This window comes from Klebsiella sp. MISC125, from assembly GCF_051131775.1.
In the GTDB taxonomy this organism is placed as follows: Bacteria; Pseudomonadota; Gammaproteobacteria; order Enterobacterales; family Enterobacteriaceae; genus Klebsiella.
Window position 1 is genome coordinate 4,177,538 of record NZ_CP180448.1, and the last position, 19,586, is coordinate 4,197,123.

General features: G+C 57.9%; 15 protein-coding genes. 7 read left to right on the forward strand and 8 right to left on the reverse strand.

Annotated features, from left to right (window positions below; all coding sequences use genetic code 11):
* The first annotated feature begins 24 nt into the window (after positions 1–24).
* The 4 genes from yvcK to pmrB all read left to right on the forward strand — a co-directional run bounded on the left by yvcK (position 25) and on the right by pmrB (position 4,454).
* Entirely contained in the window at positions 25–930 is a 906-nt protein-coding gene (gene yvcK, locus ACMYSL_RS19695; RefSeq protein ID WP_434659655.1) for a uridine diphosphate-N-acetylglucosamine-binding protein YvcK, read from the forward strand.
* A gap of 110 nt (positions 931–1,040) precedes the next feature.
* Positions 1,041–2,684 (forward strand): phosphoethanolamine transferase EptA, encoded by a 1,644-nt coding sequence (gene eptA / locus ACMYSL_RS19700; protein WP_434659657.1) that lies wholly within the window; start codon positions 1,041–1,043, stop codon positions 2,682–2,684.
* The gene (gene pmrA / locus ACMYSL_RS19705; RefSeq protein ID WP_304257176.1) at positions 2,681–3,352 is read left to right on the forward strand and encodes a two-component system response regulator PmrA; all 672 of its coding nucleotides are present in this window, start codon (positions 2,681–2,683) and stop codon (positions 3,350–3,352) included. Before eptA ends, pmrA begins: the two co-directional genes overlap by 4 nt.
* Before the next feature lie 4 nt (positions 3,353–3,356).
* Positions 3,357–4,454 (forward strand): two-component system sensor histidine kinase PmrB, encoded by a 1,098-nt coding sequence (gene pmrB / locus ACMYSL_RS19710; protein WP_434659659.1) that lies wholly within the window; start codon positions 3,357–3,359, stop codon positions 4,452–4,454.
* Between the two features lie 1,174 nt (positions 4,455–5,628).
* On the opposite strand, the gene uvrB is transcribed toward pmrB, so the two are convergent.
* On the reverse strand, positions 5,629–7,650 hold the full coding sequence (uvrB, locus tag ACMYSL_RS19715) for an excinuclease ABC subunit UvrB (protein ID WP_110276775.1): 2,022 nt from the start codon (positions 7,648–7,650) through the stop codon (positions 5,629–5,631).
* Between the two features lie 721 nt (positions 7,651–8,371).
* On the opposite strand from uvrB, the gene ACMYSL_RS19720 reads away from it, so the two are divergent.
* A complete protein-coding gene (locus tag ACMYSL_RS19720) occupies positions 8,372–9,094 on the forward strand; it encodes an ABC transporter ATP-binding protein (RefSeq protein WP_110276777.1) in 723 nt (240 codons plus the stop codon).
* Here the strand turns inward: ACMYSL_RS19720 and bioD are convergent.
* The 4 genes from bioD to bioB are packed head-to-tail and all read right to left on the reverse strand — an operon-like array spanning position 9,036 to position 12,684.
* Positions 9,036–9,758, reverse strand: a complete 723-nt coding sequence (bioD, locus tag ACMYSL_RS19725) for a dethiobiotin synthase (protein ID WP_434659661.1) — start codon at positions 9,756–9,758, stop codon at positions 9,036–9,038. The genes ACMYSL_RS19720 and bioD overlap by 59 nt on opposite strands.
* Positions 9,751–10,506 (reverse strand): malonyl-ACP O-methyltransferase BioC, encoded by a 756-nt coding sequence (bioC, locus tag ACMYSL_RS19730; RefSeq protein WP_434659663.1) that lies wholly within the window; start codon positions 10,504–10,506, stop codon positions 9,751–9,753. The genes bioD and bioC overlap by 8 nt, the downstream gene beginning before the upstream one ends.
* A complete protein-coding gene (gene bioF / locus ACMYSL_RS19735) occupies positions 10,490–11,647 on the reverse strand; it encodes an 8-amino-7-oxononanoate synthase (RefSeq protein ID WP_434659665.1) in 1,158 nt (385 codons plus the stop codon). The genes bioC and bioF overlap by 17 nt, the downstream gene beginning before the upstream one ends.
* The gene (gene bioB / locus ACMYSL_RS19740; RefSeq protein ID WP_304257165.1) at positions 11,644–12,684 is read right to left on the reverse strand and encodes a biotin synthase BioB; all 1,041 of its coding nucleotides are present in this window, start codon (positions 12,682–12,684) and stop codon (positions 11,644–11,646) included. Before bioB ends, bioF begins: the two co-directional genes overlap by 4 nt.
* 210 nt (positions 12,685–12,894) lie before the next feature.
* Between bioB and bioA the strand changes: the two genes are divergently transcribed.
* Together bioA and ACMYSL_RS19750 are read left to right on the forward strand one after the other, a co-directional pair.
* Positions 12,895–14,184: an adenosylmethionine--8-amino-7-oxononanoate transaminase gene (bioA, locus tag ACMYSL_RS19745; protein WP_434664165.1), complete on the forward strand. Its 1,290-nt coding sequence runs from the start codon at positions 12,895–12,897 to the stop codon at positions 14,182–14,184.
* 69 nt (positions 14,185–14,253) lie between these two features.
* Positions 14,254–14,730 carry a kinase inhibitor gene (locus tag ACMYSL_RS19750; protein ID WP_434659667.1) on the forward strand — a complete coding sequence of 159 codons (477 nt, stop codon included), beginning with the start codon at positions 14,254–14,256 and terminating at the stop codon, positions 14,728–14,730.
* A gap of 102 nt (positions 14,731–14,832) precedes the next feature.
* Here the strand turns inward: ACMYSL_RS19750 and ACMYSL_RS19755 are convergent, their stop codons facing one another.
* The 3 genes from ACMYSL_RS19755 to hutU all read right to left on the reverse strand — a co-directional run bounded on the left by ACMYSL_RS19755 (position 14,833) and on the right by hutU (position 19,532).
* A complete protein-coding gene (locus tag ACMYSL_RS19755; RefSeq protein ID WP_434659669.1) occupies positions 14,833–16,212 on the reverse strand; it encodes an amino acid permease in 1,380 nt (459 codons plus the stop codon).
* 99 nt (positions 16,213–16,311) lie between these two features.
* The gene (gene hutH / locus ACMYSL_RS19760; protein WP_434659671.1) at positions 16,312–17,847 is read right to left on the reverse strand and encodes a histidine ammonia-lyase; all 1,536 of its coding nucleotides are present in this window, start codon (positions 17,845–17,847) and stop codon (positions 16,312–16,314) included.
* On the reverse strand, positions 17,844–19,532 hold the full coding sequence (gene hutU, locus ACMYSL_RS19765) for a urocanate hydratase (RefSeq protein WP_228727468.1): 1,689 nt from the start codon (positions 19,530–19,532) through the stop codon (positions 17,844–17,846). Before hutU ends, hutH begins: the two co-directional genes overlap by 4 nt.
* Positions 19,533–19,586: the final 54 nt, after the last annotated feature.

Consider the following 19,586-nt stretch of genomic DNA (forward strand, 5'->3'; position numbering starts at 1 on the left):
GATTAATTGATAGAAGGGATTTTTATGCGCAATCGTACTTTCGCCGATCTTGATCGCGTTGTGGCTCTGGGCGGCGGACATGGGCTGGGCCGGGTAATGTCATCACTCTCCTCCCTTGGCTCACGCCTGACCGGAATTGTCACCACCACCGATAACGGCGGTTCCACAGGGCGAATTCGCCGCGCGGAAGGTGGCATCGCCTGGGGAGACATGCGCAACTGTATTAATCAGCTTATTGCCGAACCCAGCGTGGCGTCGGCGATGTTTGAATATCGTTTTAGCGGTAACGGTGAACTGTCCGGGCATAACCTCGGAAATCTAATGTTAAAGGCGCTCGATCATCTGAGCGTGCGGCCTCTTGAAGCGATCAATTTGATCAGAAATCTGCTCAAAGTCGACGCGCTGCTGATTCCCATGTCGGAACAACCGGTCGACCTGATGGCGATTGACCACGAAGGGCATGAAGTATACGGCGAAGTGAATATTGACCAGCTCGCCTGCGTGCCGCGCGAACTGATGCTCTCCCCACCGGTTCCCACCACTCGCGAAGCGATAGAGGCTATTGCCGAAGCCGATTTAATTCTTATCGGACCAGGTAGCTTCTATACCAGCCTGATGCCCATTATCTTGCTCGATGAGATGGCGCAGGCGCTGCGCCGCACGCCCGCACCGATGGTGTTTATCGACAACCTCGGTAAAGAACATAGCCCTGCCGCCAGCCTGGCGCTGGCGGACCGGGTGGCCATTATGGAGCAACATATCGGCAAGCGGGTGATTGACGCGTTAGTGATCGGCCCGAAAGCGGACACCACAGGTATTGAACATCGGGTGGTTATCCAGACGTCGCTGGACGCCAGCGATGTCCCTTATCGCCACGATCGGCAGCTATTACGCAGCGCGCTGGAAAAAGCGATCCAGGAGTTAGGCTAATTCTCAAGGCAGCGTTATTCTGGCCACCAATCCAGCCAGGCTTAAAATCTTAAGGTTGTCTTAAAAAAACATCGGCAACATAGCGACCATCTCTTTACGTGGACGTCGCTATGTCACTATTTTCTTTACGTCGGCCGGTGGTTAGCCGTACAACCTATCTGATTCTGTTTGCCTGCTATATTGGGCTGGTACTAAATCTCGCCTTCTATCGTCAGGTATTTACCCTGCTGCCGGTCAACGACCTGCACAACTGGCTGGTGTTCCTCAGCATGCCGATAGTGGCAATTAGCGTGATGAACATCATTACCACCATCGCCTCGTTCCTGAAGCTTGACCGTCTGGTTATTAGCCTGTTTATCTTGCTGAGCGCCTCGGCTCAATATTTTATCTGGACCTTCGGCGTGGTGATAGATCGGGGAATGATCACCAATATTTTCGATACCACCCCCGCCGAAAGTTTCGCCCTGCTCTCCAGCAAAATGGTTCTGATCCTCGGCCTTTCCGGGGTTCTGGCGGTAGCTGTCGCCTGGTGGGTTAAAATTCGTAAACCGCAAACGTTATGGCGCGGCGTCGCCGTGCGCCTGCTCAGCATCGTGGTTTCAGCACTGTTGATTATTCTGGTCGCCGCGCTGTTTTATAAAGATTACGCCTCGGTGTTTCGCAATAACAAAGAGCTGGTGAAATCTTTGAGTCCGTCGAACAGTATTGTGGCGATGAATTCCTGGCATGCACATAACAGAATGGCCAATCTGCCGCTGGTAAAAATTGGCGAAGACGCCGTGCAGAAGCCGGAAATGCGCAACGGAGCGAAGAAAAACCTGACCATTGTCGTGTTAGGCGAAACCTCAAGAGCGGCGAATTTTTCGCTCAACGGCTATTCCCGCGAAACCAACCCGCGTCTGAAGCAAGATAACGTGGTCTATTTCCCGAATACCACTTCCTGCGGCACCGCCACGGCAGTTTCCGTGCCGTGCATGTTCTCTAATATGCCGCGTGCCCACTATGATGAAGAGTTGGCGCAGCATCAGGAGGGAGTGCTGGATATCCTGCAACGCGCAGGAGTTAAGGTACTGTGGAGCGACAACGATGGCGGCTGCAAAGGGGCCTGCGACCGGGTTCCGAACCAGAACGTGACCAGGCTCAATCTGAGCGGTCAATGCATTGATGGCGAGTGCTACGATGAAGTGTTGTTCCAGAATCTGGACAGCTACATCGACGGTTTGCAACAGGACGGGATTATCGTTTTGCATACTATCGGCAGCCACGGTCCGACCTATTACAATCGCTATCCGCCGCAGTTCAAACAGTTCACACCGACCTGCGACACCAATGAGATACAAGGTTGCACTCAGCAGCAGCTCACCAACACCTACGACAATACGATTTTGTATGTCGATTATGTGGTCGATAAAGCGATAAAATTATTGCAGTCGAAGCAGGATAAATTTACCACCAGCCTGGTGTACCTCTCGGACCACGGCGAATCGCTGGGGGAAGATGGGGTTTATTTACACGGTCTGCCGTGGTCCATTGCGCCGGATACGCAAAAGCATGTACCGATGCTGCTGTGGCTGTCGCCGGATTATCAACAGCGCTATGGTGTATCCGGACAGTGTTTGCAGCAAAAAGCGAAAACACAACCGTATTCGCAGGATAATCTCTTCTCCACCCTACTCGGCCTGCTCGGGGTTCAGACCCATGAGTATCAGGCAACAGATGATATTTTAACGCCATGCAGAGAGGCAGGCCGATGAAAATTTTAGTCATTGAAGACGATGCGCTCCTGTTACAAGGATTAATTCTGGCGATGCAAAGCGAGGGCTACGTGTGCGACGGCGTATCAACAGCCCACGAAGCGGCACTCTCTCTGGCCAGCAACCATTACAGCCTTATCGTTCTCGATTTGGGGCTACCGGATGAGGACGGCCTGCATTTCCTGGCGCGCATGCGTCGGGAGAAGTTTAGTCAGCCAGTGCTGATCCTCACCGCCCGCGATACCGTTGATGACCGCATCAGTGGCCTGGATACCGGCGCGGATGACTATTTGGTAAAACCTTTCGCTCTTGAAGAGTTGAACGCGCGCATTCGTGCCCTGCTGCGTCGCCACAACAATCAGGGAGATAATGAGCTGACCGTGGGTAATTTACGCCTGAACGTCACCCGCCGTCTGGTCTGGCTCGGCGAGCAGTCTCTTGATTTAACGCCGAAAGAGTACGCCCTGCTCTCACGCCTGATGATGAAAGCGGGCAGCCCGGTACACCGCGAAATTCTCTACAACGATATTTATAGCTGGGATAACGAGCCGGCCACCAACACCCTGGAGGTGCATATTCACAATCTGCGCGATAAGGTGGGTAAAGCGCGGATCCGCACCGTCCGGGGTTTCGGCTATATGTTGGTCAACAATACTGAAGTGGAATAACGATATGTCGCTGTTCGTTAATGCAAACTGGACCATGCGCCATCGACTGCTGCTGACTATCGGCACTATTCTGGCGGTTTGTCAGTTGGTTAGCGTGTTCTGGCTGTGGCATGAAAGCCAGGAACAGATCCAGCTACTGGTGGCCAGCGCCATTGAGGGGCACAACAACCAAAAGCATGTTGAGCATGAAGTCCGGGAAGCGGTCGCCAGCCTATTGATCCCAAGCCTGTTGATTATCGGCCTGGCGCTGTATATCAGCCTGCTGGCGGTCAAACAAATCACCAAGCCGCTGTCACGACTGCAAGAAGAGCTGGAGAGTCGTACCCCAGACAATCTCCAGCCGATTACGCTGAAAGAGTCGGTGCCGGAAGTTACCGCAGTGACGAGCGCAATCAATCAGCTGGTTTCTCGCCTGAATCTGACGCTGGATCGCGAGCGCCTGTTTACCGCCGACGTCGCCCACGAACTGCGCACGCCGCTTGCCGGGCTGCGTCTGCATCTGGAGCTGCTGGCCAAAGTCCATAGCGTCAGCGTAGACCCGCTAATTCAGCGGCTCGATCAAATGACCAACAGCATCAATCAATTGCTTCAGCTGGCGCGCGTCGGCCAGTCATTTTCCGCCGGGAGCTATCAGCAGGTGGCGCTGAAAGAGGATGTTGTCGAACCGCTACAAGATGAGTTACAGGCGATGCTGGCGCAGCGGCAACAAAAGCTGGTGCTTGACGAAGGAAGTGGTGAGGCGATTGTGTCAGGCGACGCTACGCTGGTGCGGGTGATTTTACGTAACCTGGTGGAAAACGCGCATCGTTACAGCCCTGCCGGGTCGACGATTCGCGTGTCGATAAAGCCTGGCCTGACGTCAATTCTGGCGGTGGAAGATGAAGGTCCGGGAATTGATGAAGCAAAAAGCGGTGAATTGAGCAAAGCGTTTGTACGCATGGACAGCCGCTACGGTGGTATTGGTCTGGGGCTCAGTATCGTAACCCGCATCGCCCAGTTACACGATGCCCAGTTCTTTTTACATAACCGTCAACCCGGCCCAGGAGTTCGCGCCTGGGTGCTCTTCCCTAAAACGTCCCGTCAGAACGTCAGCACCCACTGATGGAAGAAGGCAACGACAATAACAAAGGCGCAGGTAACTGCCAGGTATTCGCGGAAGGTTAATTTTTGCATGGCGCTATCCTCAGTAGATTGAGGATAGTTTCGCCGAACAATATTAAGCCAACATTAAGGGCCACGGAAAAACGGGATTGAACCCGTGACTGAAAATCCCGGGCCGCAGACTGCTGTGAACCCGTAGCCCGGGCAAGGCGCGTCGAGCGTCGCCCCCGGGATGAAGCCACCCGCAGGTATCTGATCCGGCACATTTCCCGGAGGCGATGCTGCGCATCTGTCCGGGCTACCGGCCCGCAGACGGCTGTGAACCCGTAGCCCGGGCAAGGCGCGTCGAGCGCCGCCCCGGGATGAAGCCACCCGCAGGCATCTGATCCAGCACATTTACCGGAGGCGATGCTGCGCATCTGTCCTGGCTACCGGACCTCAGACGGCGGTGAACCCGTAGCCCGGGCAAGGCGCGTCGAGCGTCGCCCCGGGATGAAGCCACCCGCAGGTATCTGATCCGGCACATTCCCCGGAGGCGATACTGCGCATCTGTCCGGGCTACCGGCCCGCAGACGGCTATAAACCCGTAGCCCGGGCAGGCGCGTCGAGCGCCGCCCCCGGGATGAAGCCACCCGCAGGCACCTGATCCGGCACATTTCCCGGAGGCGATGCTGCGCATCTGTCCGGGCTACCGGCCCGCAGACAACTGTGAACCCGTAGTGAACCCGTAGCCTGGGCAAGGCGCGTCGAGCGCCGCCCCCGGGATGAAGCACGCGCAGACATCTGATCCGGCACATTTCCAAGAGGCGATGCTGCGCATCTGTCCGGGCTACCGGCCCGCAGACGGCTGTGAACCCGTAGCCCGGGCAAGGCGCGTCGAGCGCCGCCCCGGGATGAAGCCACGCGCAGGTATCTGATCCGGCACATTCCCCGGAGGCGATACTGCGCATCTGTCCGGGCTACCGGGCCTCAGACGGCGGTGAACCCGTAGCCCGGGCAAGGCGCGTCGAGCGCCGCCCCCGGGATGAAGCCACGCGCAGGCATCTGATCCAGCACATTTCCCGGAGGCGATGCTGCGCATCTGTCCGGGCTACCGGACCTCAGACGGCGGTGAACCCGTAGCCCGGGCAAGGCGCGTCGAGCGCCGCCCCCGGGAGGAAGAATTTCGCAAACGGCTACGACGCAGCGATAAACAGATCGCGCAGCTGATGAAGCTGGTCGCGAATTTGCGCCGCCTCTTCGAACTCCAGGTTTTGCGCATGCTGCATCATCTGCCCTTCCAGCTCGCGAATTTTCTGCTGTAGCGCTTTCGGCGTCAGGGTCAGTTCCACCGCATCAGCTTCAACCGGCGAGCGGAACTTGCCGCGTCCCTTGGTTTTGGTTTTCGCAATATTCTGACCCAGCGCCAGAATATCAACCACTTTCTTATTGAGTCCCGTAGGCGTAATACCGTGCTCTTCATTGTAACGTTGCTGCTTCTCACGACGACGCTCGGTTTCATCAATCGCTCTGGCCATCGACGCAGTTATCCTGTCGCCGTAAAGAATCGCTTTACCGTTGATGTTACGCGCCGCGCGGCCAATAGTCTGAATCAGCGAGCGCTCCGAGCGCAGGAAGCCCTCTTTGTCGGCATCCAGAATAGCCACCAGCGACACTTCCGGCATGTCTAAGCCTTCACGCAACAGGTTGATCCCGACCAGCACGTCAAACTCGCCCAGACGCAGGTCGCGGATAATTTCCATACGTTCCACAGTGTCGATATCTGAGTGCAGGTAGCGCACCCGCTCACCGTGCTCTTCCAGATACTCAGTTAAATCTTCCGCCATCCGCTTGGTCAGGGTGGTGACCAGCACGCGCTCGTTAATCGCGGTGCGAATACGAATTTCCGAGAGCAGGTCGTCCACCTGGGTTCCCACCGGACGCACTTCAATCACCGGGTCAAGCAGCCCCGTCGGACGGACTACCTGGTCCACCACTTCGTCACCGGATTTATCCAGCTCATAGGCCCCAGGCGTTGCCGAAACATAAATGGTCTGCGGCGCGAGGGCTTCAAACTCTTCAAACTTCATCGGACGGTTGTCCAGCGCCGACGGCAAACGGAAGCCGTACTCCACCAGCGTCTCTTTACGCGCCCGGTCACCACGATACATGCCGCCAATTTGCGGAATAGTGACGTGGGATTCATCAATAACCAGCAGGCCATCAGCAGGCAGGTAGTCGAATAGCGTCGGTGGCGGCTCGCCCGGCCCGCGCCCCGAGAGATAGCGCGAGTAGTTTTCAATCCCTGAGCAATAGCCCAGCTCGTTCATCATTTCGAGATCGAACTGGGTACGCTGACTCAGGCGCTGCTCTTCCAGCAGCTTGTTGTTCTCCAGCAGCACCTTGCGCCGGTCAGCCAGCTCAACTTTAATCTCTTCCATCGCCTGGACGATACGTTCACGCGGGGTGACGTAGTGCGTTTTGGGATAGACGGTATAGCGCGGGATCGTTGATTCCACGTGGCCGGTCAGCGGGTCGAACAGCGACAAGCGCTCAACTTCCTCGTCGAATAGCTCGATACGCAGCGCGATATCGTCAGACTCCGCCGGGAAGATATCGATAACTTCGCCGCGAACGCGGAAGGTACCGCGCTGGAAGGCCTGATCGTTGCGGGTATATTGCAGTTCGGCCAGACGACGCAGAATGGCGCGCTGGTCAATTATCATGCCGACGGTGAGGTGCAGCATCATCTTCAGGTACAGGTCCGGATCGCCCAGACCGTAGATAGCGGAAACCGATGCCACCACCACCACATCGCGACGCTCAAGCAGCGCTTTGGTCGCCGACAGGCGCATCTGTTCAATATGTTCGTTGACCGACGCGTCCTTCTCAATGAAGGTATCCGAGCTCGGCACATAGGCTTCGGGCTGATAATAATCGTAGTAAGAGACGAAATACTCCACCGCGTTCTCCGGGAAGAACTCTTTCATCTCGCCGTAAAGCTGCGCCGCCAGCGTTTTGTTAGGTGCCAGCACCATCGTCGGGCGTTGTAGATCGGCAATAACGTTGGCGATGGTAAACGTTTTACCCGAACCGGTTACGCCGAGCAGCGTTTGATGCGCCAGGCCATCTTCCAGCCCCTCTTCCAGGCGACGAATGGCTTCCGGCTGGTCGCCAGAGGGACGGAAAGCAGAATGCAGCTTGAACGGTTTACTCATCAATCAGGACCTGAAGAAGGGTTGAACGGCAGGTGTTTAATTCTACCCTTCAGTTCAACTTTTGCCAATAAATAATACTGGATATAAAAACAGTATCACACTATTGTATATCTCCAGATTTGTCTTTTTTACCGCCATCGCGGACGAAAAAAAGCCGCCTTGCGGGATAATCCACCAATCAGTAGGGTTATCCCCAGAAACTTTTGGCATTTAACATTTGTCAAGCAAGGGGATGAATCTTTTGTGGCAGTCGGTGACACTTTTTTTACAGCCATTGATTTTATTTAATTAATTGATATTTAACAATATTTAAGAAAAGATGGGTTTCGCGTCAATTTGCCCGCAGGCCGCGTAATCTCTAGCTTACCGCAAGTTCTCTAACTCTAATGCACAAGGTTATCCACAGGAATAGTGGATAACTGTCTGCAGCCCATGACCTATGCCACCCGGCCGAAATCACTGAATGGGGCAAAACACCTGCTAAAAAAATTTATTGAATTTTTTTTGCGATTTATCGGCAAAGAATAGCTGGATTTTCTATTATTTTTTGCACCACATTTCAGCGCTCTGGCACCGGGAAAGTGCAAGGTCTGCCGTAACCCTCTTCACTTTCACCATGCTGCCCCTGTATTTGTCAGCAAATACCGAGAGTTCTTTTTCCTGGCAAGGGATTTGCAGAATCTTCTTGTCGCCCGCTATCCCGGGAAAGGAGAAAACGTCTATGTTGAGTCTACGTGCCGTGAACCACTATTACGGAAGCCAGCACACGCTGTGGAATGTTGACCTTGAGCTCAGGCCGGGGAAATGTACTTGCGTAATGGGGCGTGAGGGGATGGGGAAAACCACCCTCGTTAACTGTATTACCGGGCACCTCCCGGTGGCCAGCGGCAGTATGACCTGGCAGGACGCGGGGGCTGCGCCCTATGACCTGATGCCGCTCTCCGCGCAATCGCGTAGCGCTATCGGTATCGGCTACGTCCCGCAGGACAAACGCATCTTTTCGCAACTGAGCGTGGAGGAGAATCTGCATATTGCCCTCGCGGCAGGCGGCGAATCCGCGTCAGCGGTGGCCGGGGAGATTTACGATCTGTTTCCGGAACTCTATACGCTGCGGCAAAGCAAAGGCATTACGCTGACGGCTGATGATCAGTACCAGTTGGCGCTGGCCCGGGCGCTGATAACCCGCCCACGCCTGCTGATCCTTGATGAACCCTCGCGCGCTGGCGGGCAACGTTTTCTGCACAAATTAGGCGACCTGCTGGTTCGTCTGAACCGCGATATCGGCCTGACGGTGCTGATCGCCGAGCAGCACCTGCCGTTTATTCGCCGGGTCGCGGACAGTTTCTGCCTGTTGCACTGCGGTCGCAGCGTCGCCCAGGGGGATGTTATCCAGCTGGATGCGCCGCTGCTGGCGCAGTGGATGACGCCCGATCCAGCACGCTGAGATCGAGATAGTGGCCGAGATCCTCGCGCTGTGCCACATCCGCCAGCCACGGGATCTCACCAAGAAACGGCGCGGGCAGTACACGTTTTAGCGTCGCCAGATACTCAAGGTGGCGCTTGCCCGGCGGCTGGATATCGTTAGCTATCCATCCCGCCAACGGCAGCCCGGCCTGAATCACCGCCTGAGCGGTGAGCATCGCATGGTTAATGCACCCCAGCTTAACGCCCACCACTAAAATCACCGGTAACTGCTCTTGCTCTACCCAGTCGGCAAAGGTCAGCGTTTCTGAAAGCGGCGTAAACCAGCCCCCCGCGCCTTCCACCAGCACCCAATCAGACAATGCTTCCAGACCGCGCAGGCCCGCAGAAAGCGACGCGGCATCAATCGGCCTGCCTTCAGCGGCGCTGACAATATGCGGCGACGTCGGCTCAGCAAAAGTGAAAGGATTGACCTGCTCGTAGCGTAGCGCTACCTGACTATTGCGCTGTAGAGCCAGCGCATCGTCGTTGCGCAGTCCTTGCGCCGTATATTCGCTGCCGGAAGCTACCGGCTTATAGCCCGCGCTATTGAATCCTGCGCGATTGGCCGCCTGTAGCAGAGCGCAGCTGGTGACGGTTTTACCGACTTCGGTGTCGGTTCCGGTCACAAAGAAGCGTTTAATCACGTTCGATGACTCCTGTAAAAAGATGGTACGTCAGCGGGCATAACCCCTGCTGCTGCGGCCAGGCCAGTTGAAGCTGGCGCAGTTTGCCACGACTGAGCGGTGTGGCGCTGCGGCCCTGATGCAAATGGGTCGCGCCAATGCCTTTAAGCGAACGCATCGCGCTGAGCGCATCGGCAAACGGCAGAGTGATGGCATGGACATGACCGGTAGCGCGGCGACCAACCAGCGTCTGGCGTACCGCCTGCTCGCTGAGAAAACGGTTAGCATGCGGCTGTTCATCAATAGCTCGCCACGCCTGATTCAGCTCCGGCAGCGAACCTGCCAGCAAAGTGCTAAACGCCACCCGACCGCCGGGTCGCACGACCCGATACAGCTCATTAATGGCAGTGGCAAGATTGTCGCACCACTGAACCGCAAGGTTGCTCCACGCCAGGTCGACGCAGCTCTCCACCAGCGGTAGCGCTTCGATATCCCCTTCGACGTAGCGATCCGCGCTGTCTCCGCGCCGGGCTTGCGCCAGCATCTCAACGGAGAGATCCAGCGCCGTCACCCGGCACCCGGCCTCGCGCCAGAAGCGGCTTATGCTGCCGGGGCCACAGCCCGCATCCAGTACCTCGGGGAAGGTTTTTATATCGAGCTGCTCCAGCAGCCGGGAGGCGCTCAGACGTTGCAATTCATCATGCTGAGAGTAATGGCCCGCCGCGCGACCAAACGCCGCTGCTACCGCGCGTTTATTCACCGCCATCATGCAGCACCTCCAGCAGGCGGGCGATATCGGCGGATTCATGGGCCGCCGTCAGCGTCAGGCGCAAGCGCGCGCTACCAACAGGGACTGTCGGCGGACGGATGGCCGTCACCCAGCAGCCCTGTTCACGCAGGCGCGCCGCCAGCCGCAGCGCACGGGCATTGTCGCCGACGATCAACGGCTGGATTGCGCTGATGGATTGCGTGAGTTCACCGGGATAGTCGGCCATTTGGCGGCGAAAATCGGCAATATGACGGGCCAGCGTCTCCCGCCGCTGCTGACCGTCGTCGCTACGAATCACGCCCAGCGCAGCGCTGAGGGCCACCGCCTGTGCCGGAGGCATGGCGGTGCTGTAAATCAGATGACGGGCAAACTGCAACAGATAATCCGCCAGCGCCTCGCTGCACAGTACCGCCGCGCCGCTCACGCCAAAAGCTTTGCCGAAGGTAACAATCAGCAGATCCGGATGTACCTGCTGGCTATCGCAACTGCCTCGCCCCTCTTCGCCGACCACGCCGATGCCGTGCGCGTCGTCCACCAGCAGGAGCGCCTCAGCCGCCCGCGTCGCCCGCTGGATATCCGTCAGCGGGGCGCTATCACCATCCATACTGAAAATCCCTTCGGTCACCACCAACTGTTGACCGGATAGCGGTTTCGCCAGCAGCTCTTCAAGATGCCGGGCGTCATTGTGCTGAAAGCGCCGCAGCTGCGCCGGACTGAGATTAGCGGCTTCAAGAAGCGAAGCATGGCTGAGGCGATCGGCAACAATCCGATCTTCTTTGCCCGCCAGCGCGGCAATCACCGCCTGATTGGCGGCAAAGCCTGAAATAAACAACAGCGCGCGCGGGTAGCCCAGCCAGTCGGCAAGCTGCTCTTCCAGTGCGCAATGCGCCTCGCTATAGCCGCTGACGTGACCTGAGCCGCCGCTGCCGACGCCATAGCGCTCCGCGCCTTCCTGCCAGGCTTTGACGATCGCCGGATGCTGGCTGAGGCCAAGATAATCGTTACTGGAAAAATTGAGCCAGCGCTGGCCTTCGCGGGTGAGCCAACGACCGGCTCCCTGCGTCACCGGCAGACGGCACCGCAGAGCGTCCGCCGTCTGCCGCTCTTCCAGCGCCTGCTCGATACGCTGCTGCCAGCTCATAGCGCCGCCGCGTTGTAATATTCCTCGGTATCAGGATTCATCAACACCTGCTCCAGGCGCTGCTGCTGGGCGTTATCGCCTTCCAGCACCGCGGTTTGCTGCGGGTTAATCCCCAGTTTGCGGAACAGCTGCAGATCTTTGTCCTCTTCCGGGTTGGGCGTAGTCAGCAGTTTGCAGCCGTAGAAAATCGAGTTGGCCCCGGCCATAAAGCACATCGCCTGGGTTTGTTCGTTCATCTGCTCGCGCCCGGCGGAGAGGCGCACGTGCGAGGTCGGCATCATGATACGTGCGATGGCGATAGTGCGAATAAAATCAAAAGCATCAACGTCGTCGTTATCCGCCATTGGCGTGCCTTTGACCTTCACCAGCATGTTGATCGGCACGCTTTCCGGCGGGGTCGGCAGGTTAGCTAATTGCAGCAGCAATCCGGCGCGATCTTTGACCGTTTCGCCTAAGCCGACGATACCGCCAGAGCATACTTTGATTCCGGCACCACGCACTTTGTCGAGGGTATCGAGGCGCTCCTGGTAGGTGCGGGTAGTGATGACATTGCCGTAAAACTCCGGCGAGGTATCGAGGTTATGGTTGTAGTAATCCAGACCGGCACCGGCCAGGCGCTGCGCCTGGCTGTCGTTAAGGGTACCGAGGGTCATGCAGGCCTCCAGCCCCATCTCTTTCACCCCTTTCACCATCTGCTCGAGGTAGGGCATATCGCGATCGTTGGGGTTCTTCCACGCCGCCCCCATGCAGAAGCGGGTTGAACCAGCTTTTTTCGCCTGCCGCGCCGACTCCAGCACCTGCTCGACCTCCATCAGGCGTTCTGATTCGAGACCGGTTTTGTAGCGCGCGCTTTGCGGGCAGTATTTGCAATCTTCCGGGCAGGCACCGGTTTTAATCGACAGCAGCGTGCTGACCTGAACCTGACGCGGGTCGAAGTGCTGACGGTGGGTCTGCTGTGCTTCAAACAGTAAATCCAGGAAGGGTTTATTAAACAACTCAGTAACTTGTGACATTGTCCAGCGGGTGTGGTGAGCCATTAGCCTCTCCAAAAAAGTCGTACACCTCCTATTTCACACAGCCTCTTTGTTGGCTGCACTCGCTCACCCCAGTCACATAGTGAACTATGCTCCTGGGGATTTTCTCGCTTGCCGTCTCGACGCTGCGCGAAATATTTTGTGTACGTTTCATTGTAAGTTCAGTGTAGACTTGTAAACCTAAATGTTTTCAAAATGGTTTACAAGTCGATTATGACAATGGACGATCTCGCTTTCGATCGGCGCCACATCTGGCACCCTTACACTTCAATGACTTCCCCACTGCCGGTCTATCCGGTGGTGGCCGCCCACGGCTGCGAGTTGACCCTTGCCGGTGGCGAGCAGTTAGTTGACGGCATGTCGTCCTGGTGGGCGGCGATTCATGGCTACAATCACCCGCGGCTCAACGCGGCGATGAAAGCGCAGATTGACCAGATGTCGCACGTGATGTTTGGCGGGATCACTCACCCTTCCGCCGTCGCGCTGTGCCGCCAGCTCGTGGCGATGACCCCGGAATCTCTTGAATGCGTGTTCCTCGCTGATTCCGGTTCCGTTGCCGTTGAAGTGGCGATGAAAATGGCGCTCCAGTACTGGCAGGCAAAGGGTGAGTCGCGTCAGCGCTTTCTCACCTTCCGCAACGGCTATCACGGCGACACCTTCGGCGCGATGTCGGTCTGCGATCCGGATAATTCGATGCACAGTCTGTGGCAGGGTTATCTGCCGGATAACCTGTTCGCCCCGGCGCCGCAAAGCCGCTTCGATGGTGAATGGGATGAGCTGGATATGGTGCCGTTCGCTCGTCTGATGGCCGCCCATCGCCATGAAATCGCGGCGGTTATTGTGGAACCGATTGTCCAGGGCGCAGGCGGAATGCGGATGTACCATCCCGAGTGGCTCAAGCGGATCCGCAAAATGTGCGACCGCGAGGGCATACTGCTGATTGCCGATGAGATTGCCACCGGATTTGGTCGCACTGGCAAGCTGTTCGCCTGCGAGCACGCAGGCATCGCGGCAGATATTCTGTGCCTCGGCAAAGCGCTAACCGGCGGCACCATGACCCTCTCCGCCACGCTGACCACCCGCCAGGTAGCGGAAACCATCAGCAACGGCGAAGCGGGCTGCTTTATGCACGGCCCGACTTTTATGGGCAACCCGCTGGCCTGCGCGGTAGCGGCGGAGAGCCTGCGTCTGCTGGCAAGCGGTGAGTGGCAACAGCAGGTGGCGGCGATAGAAACACAGCTGAAAGCCGAGCTGGCCCCGGCAAGAGAATCCGCGCTGGTTGCCGATGTCCGCGTGCTTGGGGCGATTGGCGTAGTCGAGACCCGCAGGCCGGTGAATATGGCAGCGCTCCAGCGCTTTTTCGTCGACCAGGGTGTGTGGATCCGCCCATTCGGACGCCTGATCTATCTGATGCCGCCGTATATCATTACGCCAGAACAGCTGACCCATCTGACCCACGCGGTTAACGCCGCAGTACAGGAAGAAACATTTTTTAGCGAATAAGAGACGGTAATGATTCGCCTCACACGCTACACTTCTTTGCTAATCAGTAGATTAACCTGAGGAGAGGCGATGAAATTAATCAGTCATGATTTGCAGGATGGCGAGAAGCTGCCCAATCGTCATGTATTCAACGGCATGGGCTACGATGGCGATAATATTTCGCCGCATCTGGCGTGGGACGAAGTCCCTGAGGGAACCAAGAGCTTTGTGGTGACCTGTTACGATCCTGATGCGCCAACCGGATCCGGCTGGTGGCACTGGATTGTGGCCAACCTTCCTGCCGATACCCGAGTGTTACCGCAGGGGGCTGGTTCCGGTCTGGCGGACCTGCCTGAAGAGGCCATTCAGACCCGTACCGATTTTGGTCAGGCGGGATACGGCGGCGCGGCACCACCGAAGGGCGAGACCCACCGCTATATCTTCACCGTCCACGCGCTGGATGTTGATAAGATTGATGTTGACGCGGGTGCCAGCGGTGCGATGGTGGGCTTTAACGTCCATTTTCACAGCCTCGGCAGCTCGTCGATTACCGCCCTGTTTAGTTAACTCCCGGATTGCGGCGTAAACGCCTTATCCGGGCTACAGGTTCGTGCGATTTGGTAGCCCGGGTAAGGCGTCAGCCGCAACCCGGGAAAACCAAAACATTAACTACTCGGTCACCGCCAGCATGGCGTTTTTTCTGACCCGCGCGAACCACACCACCGTCAGCAGACCGAGCCATACCAGACCGGCGATCAGCGCAATCCGCGTCTCCTCCACCATCCCCAGCACCGCGATCACCAGCCCCATAAACAGCAGGGTCAGCAGCGGCGCAACCGGCCAGAACGGTACCGGGAAAGCGATGTTTCGACGCTCTTCTTCAGACAAACTACGACGCATCGCAAAGTGCGCCAGCAGGATCATCAGCCAGACCCACACCGTGGCGAAGGCCGCCAGCGAGGCGATCAGCACAAATACCTGCTCCGGCATCAGATAGTTCAGCACCACCGCTGCCAGCAGCGCCACCCCCATCACCACCACCGTCATCCACGGCACGCCGTTGCTGGCGATGCGCTGGAAGCTCTTCGGTGCCAGCCCCTCTTTCGCCATGCCGTACATCATGCGCCCCGCGCCGAAAATATCGCTGTTAATCGCCGAAATACTGGCGCTGATCACAATGATATTAAGGATGGTGGCTGCCGCCGGGATGCCCAGGCCATCAAAAATCAGCACGAACGGACTGCCCCGCTCGCCGAAGCTATTCCACGGGAAAATCGCCATCAGAATCGCCAGGGTGCAAACATAGAACAGCACGATACGCAGCGGGATAGTATTAATCGCCTGCGGGATCACCTTCTGAGGGTTCTTCGCTTCGGCTGCGGTCACGCCGATAATTTCCACGCCGCCGAAGGCGAACATCACTATGCCGAGCGAGGCGATAATGCCCTCCCAGCCATTAGGCGCAAAGCCGCCGTGGCTCCATAAATTTTCCAGCCCGGTTGCCGGGAAAGCGTTACCGAAACCGAAGAAAATAATGCTGCCGCCCGCCACAATCATGGCAATAATCGCCACCACTTTAATCAGCGACAGCCAGAACTCCATCTCGCCGAAAACGCGTACGCTGCACAGGTTCATGGCGCCGATAAAAAAGATAATGCTCAGCACCCAGATCCAGCGCGGAACGTCGGGGTACCACAGCCCCATATAGATGCCGAAGGCAGTGACGTCCGCCAGGGCGACAATCACCATTTCGAAAGTGTAGGTCCAGCCGGTAATAAACCCAGCCAGCGGGCCAAGATACTGGCGCGCGTAGCTGCCGAAGGAGCCGGAAACGGGGTTACGCACCGCCATCTCCCCGAGCGCGCGCATAACGATAAACACCGCCGCGCCGCCGATCAAATAGGCCAGCAGTACCGCCGGCCCGGCGGCCTTAATCGCCGATGCGGAACCATAAAACAGCCCGGTACCGATAGCGGAACCAAGCGCGATGAAGCGAATGTGACGGGCGTTCAGCCCGCGCAGCAGGTGTGGCTTGTTCTGTTGTTGCATATGCAAGTGTCCTGATAGTTTTTATACGACGACAAATATGCGTGTAGGGTGACCGGGAGGAGAGATCCTCCCGGCGCAGGTACAGAGAACAGCGATGGTTTAGTGTTGGTCTGAGAGCACGCCAGGCAGCAGCCGCGTCAGGTGACGCTCCGCCAGAAGCGCAATAGCGTTTTCAATATCCGGGGCAAAGAAGCGATCTTCGGTGTAGTGCGTGACTCGCTCGCGCAGCAGGTGGCGCGCCTCTTCCAGCAGCGGACTGCTGGCCAGGCCTTCGCGCATATCCAGCCCCTGCACGGAAGCCAGCCACTCAACGGCCAGCACGCCGCGCGTGTTTTCCGCCATCGCCCACAGGCGACGACCGGCAGCCGGAGCCATCGAGACGTGGTCCTCCTGGTTAGCTGAAGTCGGCAGGCTGTCCACGCTGTGCGGATGCGACAGTGCTTTGTTTTCGCTGGCCAGCGCTGCGGCGGTGACCTGGGCAATCATAAAGCCGGAGTTGACGCCGCCGTTTTTGACCAGGAACGGCGGCAGCTGCGACATATGGCTGTCCATCATCAGGGCGATACGGCGCTCCGAAAGCGATCCGATTTCGGCAATCGCCAGCGCGATATTGTCCGCCGCCATCGCCACCGGCTCAGCGTGGAAGTTACCGCCGGAAATCACGTCGTTTTCGCTGGCAAACACCAGCGGGTTATCGGAGACCGCGTTGGCTTCAACCAGCAGCACTTCCGCCGCCTGGCGAAGCTGGGTCAGGCAGGCACCCATCACCTGCGGCTGGCAGCGAAGAGAGTACGGGTCCTGAACCTTGGTGCAGTTATGGTGCGACTGCGAAATGGCGCTATCATCAGTCAACAGATGGCGATAGAGCGCCGCCGCGTCAATCTGCCCGCGCTGACCGCGCGCTTCATGAATGCGCGGATCAAACGGACGACGCGATCCCAGCGCCGCTTCGGTGGTTAACGCCCCGCAGACTACAGCGGATGCAAACAAATCTTCGGCTTCAAACAGGCCGCGCAGGGCAAACGCCGTTGATGCCTGAGTGCCGTTGAGCAGCGCCAGTCCCTCTTTTGCCGCCAGGGTAATCGGCTCAAGGCCCGCGATGTGCAGCGCCTCCGTTGCCGGTAGCCATTCGCCGCCGCGCACCCGCGCTTTTCCTTCGCCCAACAGCGTTAAAGACATATGCGCCAGCGGCGCGAGGTCGCCAGATGCGCCGACCGAGCCTTTCGCCGGGATCCACGGCGTCACGCCCGCATTCACCAGACCTATCAGCGCCTGAATCACGCTCAGGCGGATCCCGGAAAAGCCGCGCGACAGGCTGTTAATTTTCAGCACCATAATCAGACGCGCCAGGTCATCATCCAGCGGTTCGCCAATCCCCGCCGCGTGCGACAACACCAGCGAGCGCTGAAGATTTTCGAGATCTTCGGTGGAGATGCGGGTTTGCGCCAGCAGGCCAAAACCGGTGTTAATGCCATACGCGGTGCGGCCTTCCGCCAGAATCGCGTTGACGCAGGCGACGCTATCGTCAATGGCTGCAAAGGCGCTCTCGTCGAGGGTGATGTTGAGCGGCTGGCTATAGACATCGCGCAGCTGCGACAGGCTGAGTTGACCCGGAATCAGTGTTAAAGCGTTCATTTAGCATGCCCCTGCGTTGCTGCCACCATCGGAAGATTCAAACCTTGTTCTGCTGCGCATTCAATAGCAATGTCGTAGCCCGCATCGGCATGGCGCATCACGCCAGTCGCCGGATCGTTGTGCAGGACGCGGGCAATGCGCGCCGCCGCTTCGTCGGTACCATCACAGACGATAACCATGCCGGAGTGCTGCGAGAAGCCCATCCCTACCCCGCCGCCGTGGTGCAGCGACACCCAGGTCGCACCGCTCGCAGTATTCAACAACGCGTTGAGCAGCGGCCAGTCGGAAACCGCATCGGAGCCATCGCGCATCGACTCCGTCTCGCGGTTCGGGCTGGCGACGGAACCGGAATCAAGATGGTCGCGGCCAATGACGATTGGCGCAGAGACTTCACCACTGCGCACCATTTCGTTAAACGCGAGGCCCAGCTTCTGCCGCCACTCCAGCCCCACCCAGCAGATACGCGCCGGTAAGCCCTGGAAGCTGATGCGCTCGCGGGCCATATCCAGCCAGTGATGCAGATGCTTATCGTCTTTCACGATCTCTTTGACTTTAGCATCGGTTTTATAGATATCCTGCGGGTCACCGGACAGGGCGACCCAGCGGAACGGACCGATGCCCCGGCAGAACAGCGGGCGAATATAGGCGGGAACGAAGCCTGGGAAGTCAAAGGCGTTACCAACGCCCATCTCCTGGGCCATCTGGCGAATGTTGTTGCCGTAGTCAAACGTCGGCACGCCCATTTCGTGGAAGGCCAGCATCGCCTGCACGTGGTCGGCCATTGAACGCTTCGCCGCCAGGATGGTACCCTGCGGGTCTGATTCGGCTTTCACCTGATACTCTTCCCAGCTCCAGCCTTTCGGCAGATAGCCGTGCAGCGGGTCGTGGGCGCTGGTCTGGTCGGTCACCATATCCGGGCGCACGCCGCGCTTGACCATTTCCGGTACGATGTCTGCCGCGTTACCGCACAGGGCGATAGAGATCGCCCGGCCTTCAGCGGTGTATTTTTTGATGCGCGCCAGGGCGTCATCCAGCGAAGTCGCCTGTTCATCAACGTAGCGGGTACGCAGGCGGAAATCGATACGGCTCTGTTGGCATTCAATATTCAGCGAGCAGGCACCCGCTAAGGTTGCGGCCAGCGGCTGCGCGCCGCCCATGCCGCCCAGGCCCGCTGTTAATACCCAACGCCCCTTCAGGCTGCCCTGATAGTGCTGGCGACCGGCCTCAACGAAGGTTTCATAGGTACCCTGCACAATGCCCTGGCTACCGATATAGATCCAACTGCCGGCGGTCATCTGGCCGTACATTGCCAGACCTTTGGCATCGAGTTCATTAAAGTGTTCCCAGGTCGCCCAGTGCGGAACCAGGTTGGAGTTAGCGATCAGTACGCGCGGCGAATTTTCGTGGGTTTTGAATACGCCCACCGGCTTGCCGGACTGCACCAACAGGGTCTCATCGCTCTCCAGATCTTTCAGCGCCTTCACGATGGCGTCGTAGCATTCCCAGTTGCGCGCCGCGCGTCCAATACCACCGTACACCACCAGCTCATGCGGGTTTTCGGCGACATCCGGGTCGAGGTTGTTCATGAGCATACGCAGCGGGGCTTCGGTCAGCCAGCTCTTCGCATTTAACGTTGTGCCACGCGGTGCACGTACGTCCTGCTGGCGGTATTTGCTTTGCGACATCGGGGGTTTCTCCTGACAATTAACGTTGTGTACGTAGATACATATACTTGTCTA